We start from the raw sequence: 14,614 nt of genomic DNA, 5'->3' as shown, positions 1-14,614 counted from the left end.
GCATCACGCCGCCGACCGACGGGGCCTGCATGGCCTCGTACTCCTGGCGCCTCTGACGCTTGGACTTGCGCCCACGGCGCGCGGGACCGCCGGGGCGGCCGAAGGCGCCCTGCGTGCCACCACGGCCACCGGGACCGCCGGGACGACCGCCGAAGCCGGGACGGCCACCGCCGCCGCCGAAGCCGCCGCCACCACCGGGGCCACCGCCACCGGGACGGCCGGCGAAGCCGCCGCCGCCCGGACGGGCACCGCCGCCGGGACCGGCCGGACGACCGGCGAAGCCGCCGCCGGGACGACCGCCGCCGCCACCCGGACGACCGCCGCCACCCGGACCGCGGCCACCGGGGCCACCGCCGGGACGCGGGCCGGCAGCCGGACGCTGCGGCATCATGCCGGGGTTGGGACGCGGGCCGCCGGGACGCGGACCACCGGGTCCGGCACCCTGCGGACGGGGCATGCCCGACGGCGAGGGACGCGAACCGCCCGGAGCCTGCGGACGAGGACCGCCGCCCTGGCCACCGGGGGCCTGCGGACGGGGACCGGCGCCGGGGGCACCGGGACCGCCGGGACGCGGGGCGCCCTGCGGACGGGGGGCCTGCGGACGGGCCATGCCGGCGTTGCCACCGGACGTGAAGGGGTTGTTGCCCGGACGCGGACCGGCCGGACGGGCGCCCGGACGGGGCGCACCGGCGCCACCGGGACGCTGGCCCTGCGCGGCGGCGGGACGCTGTCCCTGACCGCGGTCCTGCTGACCCTGGCCGGGACCACCGGGACGGGCACCCGGACGGGGCGCGCCGGGGCGCGGTCCCTGGGCGGCCGGACGGGGCGCGGACGGGGCGGCCGGGGGCGCCGGCGGAGCGGTGAACTCCGGGGCGGCCGGGGCCGGACGCGGCGCGGGCTTGGGACCCGGGACCGGACGCGGGCCCGAGGCCGGCGCGGCGGGCGACGCCGGGGCGGCCGGAGCAGCCGGCGGCTGGGCCGCGGCGGGCTTCGGGGCCGGCGGACGCGGGGCGGCCGGACGGGCCGACTGCGCCGGTGAGGGCGCGCCGGGCTTGGGGGCGGCCTTGCGCGGGGCGGGCTTGGCGGACTTGCCGCCGCCCTGGAAGGCGTCAGTCAACTTACGGACTACGGGCGCTTCGATGGTCGAAGACGCCGAACGGACGAATTCACCGAGTTCTTGGAGCTTGGCCATGACGACCTTGCTCTCCACGCCGAACTCCTTGGCGAGTTCGTATACCCGGACCTTAGCCACTTCGCTCCTTTTAGGTCCGGGTGCGTCCGGACCGTCGCTACTTCATGGGCGTACTCATCGCGTGCTCATCGAGTGCTCATCGCAATCTCGACCTACTTCCAACTCGCGGAATACCTGGATCGCGCGGAGGCTCCGCGCGACGCTTCTTACGGTGTTACCTGATCGGCAACTGCTGCCTGGTCGGCAACTGTCGTCTGCTCGACGTACCGGCGCAACGCCTTTGTGTCGAGCGCTCCCGGGGCGCGCAACGCCCTCGTGAACACCCGGCGGCGTACCGCCTGGTCGAGACAGACCAGGGCGGGGTGTACATACGCACCCCGGCCGGGCAGCGTACCGCGATGATCGGGGACGCATGCGCCCTCGACCGCCACGATGCGCAGCAGGTCCGTCTTGGCCGCCCGCTTCCGGCACCCCACACAGGTGCGCTCAGGGCATGCTCCGGTGGGCGTCCGGCCAGACACAGCTAAGTCTACCTCCCCGCGGCCACCTCACCCCTTTGGGGCAGGATTCGAACACGTGCCGCGATACATCTGACGTGATCTGAACGGGCCGCGGACCGGATCTGTTCCCCGGCCCGCGACCTGGGTCACTCCGCCGGCTGCTCGGTGTCCGGGCGGATGTCGATGCGCCAGCCGGTCAGCCGGGCGGCGAGGCGGGCGTTCTGCCCCTCCTTGCCGATCGCCAGGGAGAGCTGGTAGTCCGGCACGGTCACGCGCGCGGAGCGGGCCGCGAGGTCCACCACCTCGACCTTGGAGACCCGGGCCGGGGACAGCGCGTTGGCCACCATCTCGGCCGGGTCGTCGGACCAGTCGACGATGTCGATCTTCTCGCCGTTCAGCTCGCCCATCACATTGCGCACCCGGCCGCCCATGGGGCCGATGCAGGCGCCCTTGGCGTTCAGGCCCGAACGGGTGGACCGTACGGCGATCTTGGTGCGGTGGCCGGCCTCGCGGGCGATGGCGGCGATCTCGACGGAACCGTCGGCGATCTCCGGCACCTCCAGCGCGAACAGCTTCTTCACCAGATTGGGGTGGGTACGCGAAAGAGTGACCGAGGGACCCCGGACGCCCTTCGCCACCCGGACGACGTACGACCGCAGCCGCAGGCCGTGCGGGTACGTCTCGCCCGGGACCTGCTCCTGCACCGGCAGGATGGCCTCCAGCTTGCCGATGTCCACGAGCACGTTCTTCGGGTCGCGGCCCTGCTGGACCACTCCGGTGACGATGTCGCCCTCACGGCCGGCGTACTCGCCGAGCGTGGCGTCGTCCTCGGCGTCGCGCAGCCGCTGGAGGATCACCTGCTTGGCGGTGGTCGCGGCGATGCGGCCGAAGCCGGACGGGGTGTCGTCGAACTCGCGGGGCTGCTGGCCCTCTTCGAGGTCCTCCGCGTCCTCCTTCGCCCACACGGTCACATGCCCGGTCTCCCGGTTGAGCTCCACGCGCGCGTGACGGCGGCTTCCCTCGGTGCGGTGGTAGGCGATGAGGAGGGCCGACTCGATCGCCTCGACCAGCAGGGGGAAGGAGATCTCCTTCTCCCGAACCAAGCCCCGCAGGGCACTCATGTCGATGTCCACGGCTACGCCTCCTCTTCCTTCTCGTCCTTGTCCTTGCGGTTGAACTCGACCTGCACACGCGCCTTCTCGACGTCCGCGAGGGCGACCCTGCGGGTCGTGGCCTTACGGCCCTTCACGCCGGGGACCTCCAGGTCGAGGCCGTCGTCGTCGGCGTGCAGGATCCGGGCGACCAGTTCGCCGGTCCCGGCGAGCTGGAATCTGACCAGCCGTCCGGTGGCGCGCACGAAGTGCCGGTGTTCGGTGAGGGCGCGCTCCGCGCCCGGGGTGCCGACCTCGAGGGTGTACTCGCCCTCGCCCATCGCGTCGGTCTCGTCGAGCTTCGCCGAGAGCGCGCGGCTCACATCGGCGATCCGGTCCAGGTCGGCACCGGTGTCGGAGTCGACGACGACACGCAGCACACGCTTGCGTCCCACGGAGTCCACGGCGATCTCTTCGAGGTCCAGGCCCTGGGAGGCGATGAGCGGCTCCAGGAGCTCTCGCAGCCTCTCGCTCTGGGTGGTGCTCATCCGGGTGACTCCTCGGCCGCGTGTGCTGTTGTGGGATGGGTCGCGTGTCTGGTCAAAGGGTATCCGGTCGCGGGGTGTGTTGCCGTCCACCGTGCACGCAGGGTGGCCGCCCCTCTGCGCGCGGTGCCGCTGAGTGGTGCCGGACCGGTGCGCGGGTACGGTGATCACGGGCCTGCCGCCCTTCTTGGTGTTTTCTTCGTACGAGTTCCCCGAGGACGTCTGCCGTGCCGTTCCCCCTCCCGCCGCGCGCCCCCTCGGGGCTGCCGCGCCGAAGAACCCTGCTCGTGTCGGCCGCCGGCGCCGCCCTGCTCGCGGGCTGCTCGTCCGGTCCCCGGGATTCCGGGGACTCCGGGGGCTCCGGGAAGGAGGACGAGAGCGCGGGCGGGAGTCCGTCGGTCACCGAACGGGCCCGCGCGCGTGCGGCCCGGGAGAGCCAGGCGCTGGTCGGGCGGTACGACGCCGTCCTGGCCGCCCATCCGGCGCTCACGGAGCGGCTGGCGCCGCTGAGGGCGGAGGTGGTCCGGCACGTGGAGGCGTTCGGGGGCGCGCCGAAGGCTTCTCCGACGCCTTCACCGACGGCGCCTTCCCCGTCGGTCCCTTCCCCGTCGGACCTGTCCTCGTCGGCTCCTTCCTCGTCGGTCCCTTCCGGTTCGGCTTCGGCCTCCGCGCCCGTGTCCGCGAAGGACGCCGTCGCCGCGCTGGCCGCCGCCGAGCGGACGCTCGCGGACAGCAGGGCGGCGGCGCTGCTGGAGGTGCCGGGCGAACTGGCCCGGCTGCTGGCGTCGGTGGCGGCGGCCGGTGCGGCACACGCGTATCTGCTGACGGAGGGGGCTCGATGAGCGACACGACCACCGACACCGAGACCGCGGAGCTGACGGCGCTCCAGGCGGCCCTCGCGGCCGAGCACGCCGCCGTCTACGGCTACGGCGTCGTCGGCGGCCGGATCGGCGAGGCCCGGCGTACGGAGGCCAGGGCGGCGTACGACGCGCATCGCGCGCGCCGGGACGCGCTGGCGCGCGAGGTGCGTGACCTGGGCGCCGATCCGGTCGCCGCGAGCGCCGCGTACGGGCTGCCGTTCCCGGTGCCGGACGCGCCGGCGGCGGTGCGGCTCGCGGCCGAGCTGGAGGACCGGGTGGCCGGGGTGTACTCCGACCTGGTGCGGGCCACGTCGGGTGTGCGGCGCGGCGAGGCCGCCGGTGCGCTGCGTGAGGCGGCGGTGCGGGCGGTGCGCTGGCGGGGCGGAAGCGTAGCCTTCCCTGGTCTCGCCGAGCGGGCCGGCACCGGGTCGGCCGCCTCCGGGCCTTCGGCGACCCCGACGGCGTGACCGGTTGACGGAAGGGAACGACTCGCGCATGGCTTTCGAACCGCCGCAGCGTCTGGTGCGGGCACTCGGGGAGACCGCGCCGGACGGTGACGAGTGGTTGGAGAAGCTGCCCGAGTCGGTCCGACAGGCCGTCGCCCTGGGCGGGTTGAGCGTCGAGCGGACCCAGATGCCGGGGGGCCGCAGCAGTCTGGTCGTGCTGGTGCGGCGGGCGGACGGGACGCCCGCGGTGCTGAAGCTGGCCCCGCCCCGGTTCCGGCCGGAGGCGGAGCGGGCCGCGCTGGCGCACTGGGGCGGTCTGGGCGCCGTCGCGCTGCTGGACGGGCCGGTGACGGAGGGGGTGCTGCTGCTGGAGCGGCTGCACCCGGATGTGTCGGTGCGGTCGCTGCCGGAGGCCAAGGCGCTGCTGGAGGCGGCGGGGACGCTGCGCCGGCTGTGGGTGGAGCCGCCGGACGGCGCCGGTGCGGACGTCTTCGAGAGCGTGGCCGAGCGGACCGGGCGGCAGGCGGAGGCGATGCGGGCTAGCGCGGACGCACCGGTGCGGGCGCTGGTGGACGCGGCGCTGTCGGCCCGGCAGGAGCTGCTGGCTACGCCGCCCGAACGGCGGTTGCTGCACGGGACGTTCCGGCAGAGCAAGGTGCTGGCGGGTGAGCGGATGCCGTGGCTGGCGGTGGGGCCGGATCCGGTGGTCGGGGAGTGCGCGTTCGATCTGGCGCGGCTGGTGCGGGACCGGGTGGAGGACCTGATCGCCTCTCCCTCGGGGGCGGCCATCACCCGGCGGCGGGTGCGGAAGCTGGCGGACTCGCTGGAGCTGGACCAGGAGCGGGTGCGGGGCTGGACGCTGTTCCGGGCGGTGGAGTCCGGGGTGCGGGCCCGGCGGGTCGGGCGGACCCGGGACGCGGAACTGCTGCTGGAGTTCGCGGGCTGGCTGTAGGCGAAGGGCGCGGACCGGATCTGACGGCGTCCCCCTGCCCCGGAGGAACCTGGGCAGGGGGACGCCGCGCGTCCGGTCGACGTGCCTCCCGAGCCTGCCGGCCGGAGCTTCCGTCAGCGGTCGCCGGGCCGTACCGGGGGCGGCCGCCGTTCGACGGGGGCGGTGAACAGGCTGCCTTCCAGGGCCAGCAGACGCGTGTGTCTGCGGATGTGGGCGGCCTGGTCCGGACTGCGCCGGCCGTCACCCGGGGACGGTGTCCCGGTGGGCTCCACGTACGGGACGTGCGCGAACAGCGGGAGATCGGCGGGCGGCAGCCGCCAGGAGAGCTGGCGTTCGCCGGCCACGAGCCTCAGCAGGTGCGTGCCGTCCGTACCGCCGTCGGGGGCCGGGGTGATGACGGCGCTCGCCGGGTGCAGTGCGGCCAGCCAGGCGAGGAGGTGGGCGCGTTCACGGGCGACGAGGCTCAACTCCCGTTCGTAGGAGTCGGCGTGCCGCTGCCAGCGTTCGCGTTCCTGCCGGCAGTCGTCCAGGTCGAGGGCGAGACGTGGCCGGGGCACGGCGGCCTGCTGCTCCTGCGCGCCGCGCGGGCGGAGCCTGCGGAGCAGCGCGGCGGCGGTCCTGCCGACGGGACCGGATGTCGGGGGTGAGGGCATCAGTGCTCCGGTGACGATGAGCGTGGATCAGGTCCGCAACGGGGGGACGGGGGCCGGGGCGTGGTGGATCCGGTACGGCGGTAGCGGCCGGCGCCACGGGCGTTGGCGCTGCGGCACGCCTCGTCGACAGGTTCCCTGCGGCGCAGGTGCCGTTGATAGGCGGCCCGGGTGCCGCAGGGCGCGGGGCACGCCGGCCGCGGGGCCGCGGGCGACCGCGCCTGGGGCTCCCGGCCCCCGCCCGCCTCCCTCTCCGCCCGCCGGTCCAGGGCGTGCCGCTGGGGCCCGGTCAGCCCGGCGACGACACCGTTGCGATGACACCGGGGCAGCCCCTTCTCCCGCCGCAGGACGGCGGCCCGGCAGTTCTCGAGCACGGGACAGGCGGCGCAGATCGCCATGGCCCGGGCCCAGGTCCGCCGAGAGAACCACAACTCGGCATCCTGAAACCGACAAGCGGCCCTGGCCTCCCAGGCCCGGGACCCCCGCTCATCGACGGGCGGCGAGGCCGTACGACACGCATCCCGCGAAGCCATGCCTTCCACCGGCGACGACCCTGAGCCGACCGTCACCCGCCGATCCGTGACGTCGGTCGTCCGCGAGCCTGGGTCTCCCAGCGGCGGGGAGCCTGTGCCGCAGGCAGCCCGCACACCCGTGGCTCCGGCCCTCCGCGAGCCTGGGCCGGCCATGGCCCGCGTACCTGAGCCTTCCGGCGCCGACGAGCGTGCGTCGTCCGCCGCCCGCGGGCCGGTGCCGTCGACCTCACGCAAACCTGCGCCGCCCCCGGCCCACTCGCCTGTGACGTCCGCCGCCCCGGCCCGTGCGTCCCGCCCCCCGGCGCTCATCGGTCCGCTCCGGCGGGGTCGGGCGCCATCACCGGGCCGTACTGCGGTGCTGGGCTGTGGTCCCGTAACCGGTCGCGCTCCTGCGCCGGGCCGCGTCCCGGTGCCGGGCCGCGTCCCGGTGCCGGGCTATGGTCCTGCGCCCGACCGTGCCCTCGCGCCGACCCTTGCCCTGCGGCCGGGCCTTGTTCCCGTGCCGGGCCGCGTTGCAGCGCTGAGTTGTGGTGCCGCGCCTGGCCGTTCTCCAGCACCGGGATGGGCTTCCATACCGGACCTTGAAGCGAGGCCGCGCTGTGTTTCCCTGCCGGGCTACGGTCCCCCGCCCGATCGTGCTCCAACGCCGAACCGTGCCCCCGCGCCGGGCCTTGCCCCGAGGCCGCGCTCTGTTCTCGTACCGGTCCCTGGTCCCGCAGCCGGTCCCGCTCCTTCGTCGGGCCGCGCTCCGGTGCCGGGCCGTCGCCCCACGCCGGGCCTTGACTCGACGCCTGGCCCTGACCCGACGTCGGGCTGTGTTCCCGTGCAGAGCCGCCGGTCCGTAGACGGTCGTGTTCCGGTGCCGAGCTGTGGTCACCCGCGCTGCCGTGCCCGCGCGCCGGTTCGTGTTCCGGCTCGAGGCCGTCCCCCCACCCCGGGTCGCGGTCCAGCACCGGACCGTGCTCCCGTGCCGGGCCGTGTTCCGGGGGTGCCGGGTCGTGTTCCGGTGTCGGGTCGTAGGGCGTCGGCAGGTCGTACGGCGGGGTCGGGTCGTACGACACCGCCGGGTCGTGGGACCGTGCCAGGTTCTGGAGCGCCGCCAAGTCGGCGAGCGAGGCAGAGTCTTCGGGCGACCTCAGGTCTTCGGGCGAGGCCAAGTCCCGTTGCGGGAGCAGGTCTTCGGGCGGTGTCGGGCCCTGATACGGAGCCAAGTCCTGAGGCGAGGCCAGCCCTTCGGACGGGTCCAGGTCCCGGGGCGGGGCGAGGTCATCGGGCGGTGTCAGATTCTGGGGCGTGACCGGCCCTTCGGGCGAGGTCGAGTCCCGCGGTCGGGCCCGTTCGTCGGGTGCCGTCGGATCATGATGCGGCGTCACGTCCTCGTGCGGGGCCAAGTCGTACGGCAGTTCCAAGGACTCGGCGGCGCCTTTGGCCGGGTGGGGGGCCGGGGTCAACGGGCCCAGGTGGGCTGCCACGTTGGCCAGGGTGCAGCGTTCGGGGCGGCCGTCCAGGGACATCAGGGGCATGCCGTCCTTGGTGCGGTGGCCTTGGAAGTACCAGGTGTCCCCGAAGGTGTCGCGGTAGGGGAGGGCCAGGTCGTAGGTGGTGCCGGACAGGTGGAACGGGCGGGACGGGGGCGGGGGTTCGGGGGCCGGGGTCAGGGCGACCACCGTCACCCGGACTCCGCCGCGTTCTCCCTCGCCCGTCACCGTGTGCGGGTGGAGCCGCTCGCCGGCCGAGGCGATGCCGAAGTACGCGCGCCAGCGCACCCATTGGGCGGGGCCGTCGACGCGGAGCACGACCCGGACCCGGTCGCCGTCGACCCGGATGCGGTGCGGGCCCGCGTGGCCGGCCAGGTGGCGTTCGATGGCGCGGGCGACGCACTTGGCCCGTTCGCAGGAGGCGTCCCAGGCCAGTGCCTGGCGTTCCAGGTCGGTGACCGGGCGCGGGGCGCGGGTCCAGCCGCCGCCCGGCGCCCGGTGCAGCACCGTGCCGAAGGACCGCTCGGGGTCGACGAGGAGCCGGGCGGAGTCCAGCGCGAACGCGACGGCGTTCGCCTGCGCGGGCCGGACGGATCCGAGGACCGCCCGGATCACCCCGGCCGCGTGCGGAAGGTTGCTGTTCACACGCACACCGCCTCGGCCGTCCAGCGCATCTTCCGCAGCGCGCGATAGGTGAGCGTCTTGACGGCGCCGACGCTGCGGCCCATCGCCAGGGCCGTCTCCTCCGCCGACAGCTCGTCCAGGAAGCGGAGTTCGACGCAGTGCCGCTGGTGGTCGTTGAGGGCGTGCAGGGCGGCGCGTACCGCCTCGTGCGCCTCGACGGCCTCCAGTTCGCGCAGCGCGAGCGACTCGGTGTCCCGGCCGGGCGCCTGCGGGTCCTGGAACTCGGCGACCGGTGTCTCCAGCCGGGTGCGGCCGCGGCCGATCTCGTCGAGGTAGAGGTTCTTGGCGATGGTGGTGAGCCAGGCCGCGAACGCCGTGCCCTGCCAGGTGAACGCGTCGATACGGCGCAGGGCGCGGGTGAACACCTCCTGGGTCAGGTCCTCCGCCAGGTGCCGGTCGCGGGTGCGGACGAGCAGATAGGCGTACACCGGGCGGTAGTGCTCGTGGTACAGGGCGGCGAAGGCGTCCCGGTCGCCCGTGCGGGCCCGGGCGACCAGCTCGGGTTCCGGACCGGGCGGAGCGGCCGTGGCGTTGTTCGGTAAGGACACGATGATCTCCGCATCTTCTGTCTGAGTCTCAGCCTGAGTCTTCAGTCTTCATGTAGATGTAGATTTCTGGCGTGGAATACCACCCGGACGGATGAGGTTCGGGGATATCTACAGTCTTCACGCGGATGCATATAGTGTCAAGCGGCTTACGGGGCGTGAGGGAAGGGTGTGACGACCGGGCGGGGAGCACGGGGGCGCGTGGCCGCGCCCCGGCCCCCACAACGCTCCGGTGTGCTTCCGAAGCCCCCGCCGGCAGTCTGCGATCTACTTGCGCTTGTAGATATTGATGGCCGATCCTCTGATGCGTGACGAACCAGCAGAGCCACCCAGGAGATCCAGACCCCGGTCACGATCCGTCCCGCCGGGACGAGGACCTGGCGGCTCTGCTCGAACGACTCCTGGCCCAGGCCCCCGGACGCACCCAGAAGGACCTGGCGGCGGGCGCCGGCATCTCCTACCCGACGCTCAACGCCTGGATGAACCGGACCCGCGGCACCTCCCGCATCGACCCGGAGAAACTGCGGGCCATGGTGGAGGTGTTCCGCCGCTGGGGCGTGAGTACCACGCCGAGGGAGTTCTTCGAGGCCGTAGGCCGGCCCGTACCCGGCCCCAGCGGCGACGAGCGCGAGGCGCGGCTGCTGAAGCTGTACCGGCAACTGCCCGAGTCACGGCAGCGTGCACTGCTGAAGGACGCGGAGGCGATGCTCCAGGTCAGCCGCATCATGTGAGGTCGGCGGCGCCGCGCGCGACACGGGAAGGCTACGGATGAATGTGACGAAAGTCCTCACGAACCGGACATTCACCGGTACCATCAGTCAGCCGCTGACCTCCCGGAGCGGATCACTTCGTGCCGTAGTGCATCCCTGGGGAGACAGTTGTGTGCATCCACATTTCCATGGCGGACGATCTGCCGAGAATCGCGGTCTGGGATCCCGACGAGGTGAGTATCCACATCGCCAGAGGTTTCCAGGTCCGTGACGTGCTCCGGGAAGTACGGGAGATCCTGACGATCGACCTGGGCGCCCCAGTGTCGCGCGGCGGACCGCTGCGCTGCTTCTGCGGAATGCGCGTGGACCTCCCGCGGGAACTGTTCCCCTGTGACTTAGAGGCACAGGTCGGCTGATTCCCCGACGGCGCGATCACGCCGGCCTCCCCCGCCGGCGTGATCGTCGCGCACGCGTGAACCGTCAGACGGTGAGGCGGGCGATCGCCTCGTCCACCGTCAGCTCCTCGCGCTCACCGGTACGACGGTCCTTCAGCTCCAGGACGCCCTCGGCGCTGCGGCGCCCGGCCACCAGGATCTTGGGCACGCCGATCAGCTCGGAGTCGGTGAACTTCACGCCCGGGGAGACGCCCGCGCGGTCGTCGACCAGGACCCGCAGCCCGGCCGCCCGCAGCTTCTCGGAGACCTCCAGGGCCAGTTCGGTCTGGAGCGCCTTGCCCGCGGCGACCACGTGCACATCGGCCGGGGCGACCTCGGCGGGCCAGCACAGGCCCTTGTCGTCGGCGGACTGCTCGGCGAGCGCCGCGACCGCGCGGGAGACGCCGATGCCGTAGGAGCCCATGGTGACGCGGACCGGCTTGCCGTTCTGGCCGAGGACGTCGAGCTTGAGGGCGTCCGCGTACTTGCGGCCGAGCTGGAAGATGTGGCCGATCTCGATGGCGCGGTCCAGCTTGAGGCCGGTGCCGCACTGCGGGCAGGGGTCGCCCTCCTGGACGACCACGACGTCGACGTACGTGTCGACCTCGAAGTCACGGCCCGCGACGACGTTCTTCGCGTGCGTGCCCTCCTTGTTGGCGCCGGTGATCCAGGACGTGCCGGGCGCCACCCGCGGGTCGGCGATGTAGGTGACCTTCTCGCCCAGGCCCTGCGGTCCGACATAGCCGCGCACCAGGTCGGGGCGGCCCACGAAGTCCTCGGCGGTGACCAGTTCGACGGCGGCCGGGGCGAAGTGCGCCTCCACCTTGCCGAGGTCGACCTCACGGTCACCGGGGACGCCGACGGCCACGATCTCGCCGTCCACCTTCACCAGCAGGTTCTTCAGCGTGGCGGAGGCCGGGACGCCGAGGTGGGCGGCGAGGGTCTCGATGGTCGGGGTGTCCGGGGTCGGGATCTCCTCCAGCGCGGCCACGCCCTCGGCGTCCACCGGGCTCAGGGCGTAGGTGATCGCCTCGGTGTTGGCGGCGAAGTCGCAGTTCGGGCAGTCCGCGAAGGTGTCCTCGCCGGCCTCGGCCGGGGCGAGGAACTCCTCGGACTTGGAGCCGCCCATGGCACCGGCGGTGGCGGCGCAGATGCGGTAGTCCAGGCCGAGGCGCTCGAAGACGCGCCGGTACGCCTCGCGGTGCAGGGCGTAGGACCGGGCCAGGCCCTCGTCCTCGGTGTCGAAGGAGTACGAGTCCTTCATCAGGAACTCGCGGCCGCGCAGGATGCCGGCCCGGGGGCGGGCCTCGTCACGGAACTTGGTCTGGATCTGGTAGAGGATCACCGGCAGGTCCTTGTAGGACGTGCACTGGTCCTTGACCAGAAGGGTGAAGATCTCCTCGTGGGTGGGGCCGAGGAGGTAGTCGCCGCCCTTGCGGTCGTTGAGGCGGAACAGCTCGGCGCCGTACTCCTCCCAGCGGCCGGTCGCCTCGTACGGCTCCTTCGGCAGCAGCGCGGGCAGGGACACCTCCTGCGCGCCGATCGCGTCCATCTCCTCACGGACGATCCGCTCGACGTTGGCGAGGACCTTCTTGCCGAGGGGCAGCCAGCTCCAGATGCCGGCGGCGGTACGGCGGACGTAGCCGGCGCGGACCAGGAGCTTGTGGCTGAGCACCTCGGCGTCCGCCGGGTCGTCGCGCAGGGTCTTCGCCATCAACTGGGACATGCGCTGGACCGGTGCGTTGGCCATGGTTCTCGTACTCCTGCCAGGTAAGGGTGATGGCTAGGAGGTTAGCCGGGAGCGCGGTGTGGCCGGAAATCCGTTATCCGCGCAGCAACGGCAGCGGGGCTCCCATGACGGCGTACGGGCGGGGCGCGCTCGGGAAGAGGACCCGGCGGGCCAGGTCCTGGTAGCCGAGGGAGCGGTACAGGGCGCGGGCCGGGCTCTCGATGTCGATCGCGGAGAGGATCGAGCGGGGTTCGGCGGCGCCGTCGGTGATCGTGGTGATCAGGGCCCGGCCCGCGCCGCGGTTCTGGTAGGCCGGGTGGACGTGGAGTTCGGTGATGACGAAGGAGTCCTCGAGCCACAGCTCGTTGCGCTGGGCGCGGAGGTAGGGCTCCACGACGGTGGACCACCAGTGGGTGCGGTCGTTGGGCATGCCGTAGACGAAGCCCACGAGGCGGCCCTCGGGGGTGGTCGCGCCGTAGGCCCGCGCGCCGCGGTGGGTCATGTGGCGCAGCACGATCTGGCGCCGGACGGCCACCTCGTCGGGCCCGAGCCCGAACGCCACGGCTTGGACCGCGAGGGCCTCGTCCACGTGGGCGGGGAGGTCCAAGGGGCCGATGACGAGGTCCATGGCCGGAGCCTACAGGGGGTCTAGAAGAGGATGCTGGTGAAGGCGCCGACCTCCTGGAACCCCACGCGACGGTAGGTCCTGCGGGCGGCCGTGTTGTAGTCGTTCACGTAGAGGCTCACGACCGGTGCCACGTCCGCGAGGGCGTAGCGCAGGACGGCGGCCATCCCGGGTGCGGCCAGGCCCCTGCCCCGGTACTCGGGGGCCACCCAGACGCCCTGGATCTGGCACGCCCGCGCGGTCGCGGCGCCGATCTCGGCCTTGAAGACGACCTTGCCGTGCTCGTCGAGACGGGCGAAGGAACGGCCGGAGCCGACCAGTTCGGCGACCCGGGCCTGGTAGAGCAGGCCCCCGTCGCCGGCCATCGGGGAGACGCCGACCTCCTCGGTGAACATCGCCACGCACGCCGGCATGATCGTGTCCATCTCGTCCTTGCGGATACGGCGGACGTAAGGGTCCGGGGTGACGTCGGCGGGCATCCGGTCGGTGACCATGAGCGGCTGGTGGGCGCGGACCTCGCGGGCCGGGCCCCAGTGGGGTTCGAGGAGCCGCCACAGCCGGCCGGTGGACTCGGCGGGGCCGACGATCGAGGAGCAGCGGCGGCCTGCCCGGCGGGCGCGGTCCGCGAAGGCGCGTACGGCGCGGGGGGTGGCGCAGATCGGGACGAGGTTGGCGCCCGCGTAGCACAGCGAGGTCAGCATGCCGTCCTCGTACCAGCCCCACATCTCGCCGCCGAGGCGCCACGGGTCGAGGCCGGCGACCTGGACGCGGGAGGTCACGAAGGCGTTGGCGACCGGGTCGCGGTCCAGGACGGCGAGCGCGGCGTCCAGGTCGCTCGGTTCGAGGACCCGGGAGGTGGTCTGGGTCAACACGTGCGGGGCCTCACCCTCAGGACTGCTCTGGTCTCCGCACTGTACCTGCGGAAGCTGAGCGGTGGGGTGGTGCGGGGGGCGTCCGGGTGCCGGGGGCTACCGCCCCCAGGCCCCCGCTGTCGGCCCTGGACGGGCCTCGTCCTCAAACGCCGGACGGGCTGAAAAGACCCAAAGACCGCGAGACGTCTCAGCCCGCCACCGACACCGACGGCTCGCCCGAGGCGATTCCCTCCGCCTCCATCTGTTCGGCCAGCTTCATGGCCTCCTCGATGAGGGTCTCGACGATCTTGGACTCGGGGACGGTCTTGATGACCTCGCCCTTGACGAAGATCTGGCCCTTGCCGTTGCCGGAGGCGACGCCGAGATCGGCCTCGCGGGCCTCTCCGGGGCCGTTCACGACACAGCCCATGACGGCCACGCGGAGGGGAACCTCCATGCCGGTGAGGCCGGCGGTGACCTCTTCGGCCAGCTTGTAGACGTCCACCTGGGCCCGGCCGCAGGAGGGGCAGGAGACGATCTCCAGGCCGCGCTGCTTGAGGTTCAGGGACTCCAGGATCTGGTTGCCGACCTTGACCTCCTCGACCGGCGGGGCCGAGAGGGAGACGCGGATGGTGTCGCCGATGCCCTGGGAGAGGAGGGCGCCGAAGGCGACGGCGGACTTGATGGTGCCCTGGAAGGCGGGGCCCGCCTCGGTGACGCCGAGGTGGAGGGGGTAGTCGCACTGGGCGGCGAGCTGGCGGTACGCCTCGATCATCACGACCGGGTCGT

Annotated in this window: 17 protein-coding genes; 5 read left to right on the top strand and 12 right to left on the bottom strand. The window is 73.2% G+C overall.

What is annotated here, in order from left to right:
* The 4 genes from G6W55_RS35195 to rimP all read right to left on the bottom strand — a co-directional run.
* A partial coding sequence (locus G6W55_RS35195; RefSeq protein WP_175524712.1) for a translation initiation factor IF-2 N-terminal domain-containing protein occupies nucleotides 1–1,252 on the bottom strand: 1,252 nt, incomplete at its 3' end.
* 146 nt (nucleotides 1,253–1,398) lie between these two features.
* Nucleotides 1,399–1,713: a YlxR family protein gene (locus tag G6W55_RS35190; RefSeq protein WP_175524711.1), complete on the bottom strand. Its 315-nt coding sequence runs from the start codon at nucleotides 1,711–1,713 to the stop codon at nucleotides 1,399–1,401.
* Nucleotides 1,714–1,838: 125 nt separating this feature from the next.
* The gene (nusA, locus tag G6W55_RS35185; RefSeq protein ID WP_030797057.1) at nucleotides 1,839–2,825 is read right to left on the bottom strand and encodes a transcription termination factor NusA; all 987 of its coding nucleotides are present in this window, start codon (nucleotides 2,823–2,825) and stop codon (nucleotides 1,839–1,841) included.
* Nucleotides 2,826–2,827: 2 nt separating this feature from the next.
* Complete coding sequence (gene rimP / locus G6W55_RS35180) at nucleotides 2,828–3,331, bottom strand: ribosome maturation factor RimP (RefSeq protein WP_078635011.1); 504 nt, start codon at nucleotides 3,329–3,331, stop codon at nucleotides 2,828–2,830.
* Nucleotides 3,332–3,555: 224 nt separating this feature from the next.
* On the opposite strand from rimP, the gene G6W55_RS35175 reads away from it, so the two are divergent.
* The 3 genes from G6W55_RS35175 to G6W55_RS35165 are packed head-to-tail and all read left to right on the top strand — an operon-like array spanning nucleotide 3,556 to nucleotide 5,586.
* The gene (locus tag G6W55_RS35175) at nucleotides 3,556–4,170 is read left to right on the top strand and encodes a hypothetical protein (RefSeq protein WP_175524710.1); all 615 of its coding nucleotides are present in this window, start codon (nucleotides 3,556–3,558) and stop codon (nucleotides 4,168–4,170) included.
* Complete coding sequence (locus G6W55_RS35170; RefSeq protein ID WP_175524709.1) at nucleotides 4,167–4,655, top strand: ferritin-like domain-containing protein; 489 nt, start codon at nucleotides 4,167–4,169, stop codon at nucleotides 4,653–4,655. Before G6W55_RS35175 ends, G6W55_RS35170 begins: the two co-directional genes overlap by 4 nt.
* Nucleotides 4,656–4,683: 28 nt before the next feature.
* A complete protein-coding gene (locus G6W55_RS35165) occupies nucleotides 4,684–5,586 on the top strand; it encodes an aminoglycoside phosphotransferase family protein (protein WP_175524708.1) in 903 nt (300 codons plus the stop codon).
* Nucleotides 5,587–5,699: 113 nt separating this feature from the next.
* On the opposite strand, the gene G6W55_RS35160 is transcribed toward G6W55_RS35165, so the two are convergent.
* From G6W55_RS35160 to G6W55_RS35145, 4 genes are all read right to left on the bottom strand, one after another.
* Nucleotides 5,700–6,239 carry a hypothetical protein gene (locus G6W55_RS35160; protein ID WP_175524707.1) on the bottom strand — a complete coding sequence of 180 codons (540 nt, stop codon included), beginning with the start codon at nucleotides 6,237–6,239 and terminating at the stop codon, nucleotides 5,700–5,702.
* The gene (locus G6W55_RS39645; RefSeq protein WP_175524706.1) at nucleotides 6,239–6,769 is read right to left on the bottom strand and encodes a WhiB family transcriptional regulator; all 531 of its coding nucleotides are present in this window, start codon (nucleotides 6,767–6,769) and stop codon (nucleotides 6,239–6,241) included. Before G6W55_RS39645 ends, G6W55_RS35160 begins: the two co-directional genes overlap by 1 nt.
* A gap of 305 nt (nucleotides 6,770–7,074) precedes the next feature.
* Nucleotides 7,075–8,892, bottom strand: a complete 1,818-nt coding sequence (locus tag G6W55_RS39125) for a BN159_2729 family protein (protein ID WP_309243877.1) — start codon at nucleotides 8,890–8,892, stop codon at nucleotides 7,075–7,077.
* Complete coding sequence (locus G6W55_RS35145) at nucleotides 8,889–9,479, bottom strand: sigma-70 family RNA polymerase sigma factor (protein ID WP_175524705.1); 591 nt, start codon at nucleotides 9,477–9,479, stop codon at nucleotides 8,889–8,891. Before G6W55_RS35145 ends, G6W55_RS39125 begins: the two co-directional genes overlap by 4 nt.
* Before the next feature lie 305 nt (nucleotides 9,480–9,784).
* On the opposite strand from G6W55_RS35145, the gene G6W55_RS35140 reads away from it, so the two are divergent.
* Nucleotides 9,785–10,207: a helix-turn-helix domain-containing protein gene (locus G6W55_RS35140; RefSeq protein ID WP_030797037.1), complete on the top strand. Its 423-nt coding sequence runs from the start codon at nucleotides 9,785–9,787 to the stop codon at nucleotides 10,205–10,207.
* Nucleotides 10,208–10,374: 167 nt separating this feature from the next.
* A complete protein-coding gene (locus G6W55_RS35135; RefSeq protein ID WP_217687776.1) occupies nucleotides 10,375–10,602 on the top strand; it encodes a hypothetical protein in 228 nt (75 codons plus the stop codon).
* 64 nt (nucleotides 10,603–10,666) lie between these two features.
* Here the strand turns inward: G6W55_RS35135 and G6W55_RS35130 are convergent, their stop codons facing one another.
* From G6W55_RS35130 to G6W55_RS35115, 4 genes are all read right to left on the bottom strand, one after another.
* A complete protein-coding gene (locus tag G6W55_RS35130; protein WP_030797033.1) occupies nucleotides 10,667–12,370 on the bottom strand; it encodes a proline--tRNA ligase in 1,704 nt (567 codons plus the stop codon).
* A gap of 73 nt (nucleotides 12,371–12,443) precedes the next feature.
* On the bottom strand, nucleotides 12,444–12,977 hold the full coding sequence (locus tag G6W55_RS35125; protein WP_175524703.1) for a GNAT family N-acetyltransferase: 534 nt from the start codon (nucleotides 12,975–12,977) through the stop codon (nucleotides 12,444–12,446).
* Between the two features lie 20 nt (nucleotides 12,978–12,997).
* Nucleotides 12,998–13,846 (bottom strand): GNAT family N-acetyltransferase, encoded by an 849-nt coding sequence (locus G6W55_RS35120; RefSeq protein ID WP_175524702.1) that lies wholly within the window; start codon nucleotides 13,844–13,846, stop codon nucleotides 12,998–13,000.
* Nucleotides 13,847–14,033: 187 nt separating this feature from the next.
* Nucleotides 14,034–14,614, bottom strand: a 581-nt coding sequence (locus G6W55_RS35115) for a flavodoxin-dependent (E)-4-hydroxy-3-methylbut-2-enyl-diphosphate synthase (RefSeq protein ID WP_175524701.1), incomplete at its 5' end; no start/stop codon positions are given.

It is taken from the genome of Streptomyces sp. CAI-85 (assembly GCF_013363615.1).
In the GTDB taxonomy this organism is placed as follows: Bacteria; Actinomycetota; Actinomycetes; order Streptomycetales; family Streptomycetaceae; genus Streptomyces; species Streptomyces antibioticus_B.
This window is presented reverse-complemented; position numbering and strand designations above follow the sequence as displayed.

Coding starts and splice junctions, on each gene's coding strand:
- rimP (WP_078635011.1), bottom strand. CDS start 3,331: ATGAGCACCACCCAGAGCGAGAGGCTGCGAGAGCTCCTGGAGCCGCTC.
- G6W55_RS35170 (WP_175524709.1), top strand. CDS start 4,167: ATGAGCGACACGACCACCGACACCGAGACCGCGGAGCTGACGGCGCTC.
- G6W55_RS35165 (WP_175524708.1), top strand. CDS start 4,684: ATGGCTTTCGAACCGCCGCAGCGTCTGGTGCGGGCACTCGGGGAGACC.
- G6W55_RS35160 (WP_175524707.1), bottom strand. CDS start 6,239: ATGCCCTCACCCCCGACATCCGGTCCCGTCGGCAGGACCGCCGCCGCG.
- G6W55_RS39645 (WP_175524706.1), bottom strand. CDS start 6,769: ATGGCTTCGCGGGATGCGTGTCGTACGGCCTCGCCGCCCGTCGATGAG.
- G6W55_RS35135 (WP_217687776.1), top strand. CDS start 10,375: ATGGCGGACGATCTGCCGAGAATCGCGGTCTGGGATCCCGACGAGGTG.
- G6W55_RS35130 (WP_030797033.1), bottom strand. CDS start 12,370: ATGGCCAACGCACCGGTCCAGCGCATGTCCCAGTTGATGGCGAAGACC.
- G6W55_RS35125 (WP_175524703.1), bottom strand. CDS start 12,977: ATGGACCTCGTCATCGGCCCCTTGGACCTCCCCGCCCACGTGGACGAG.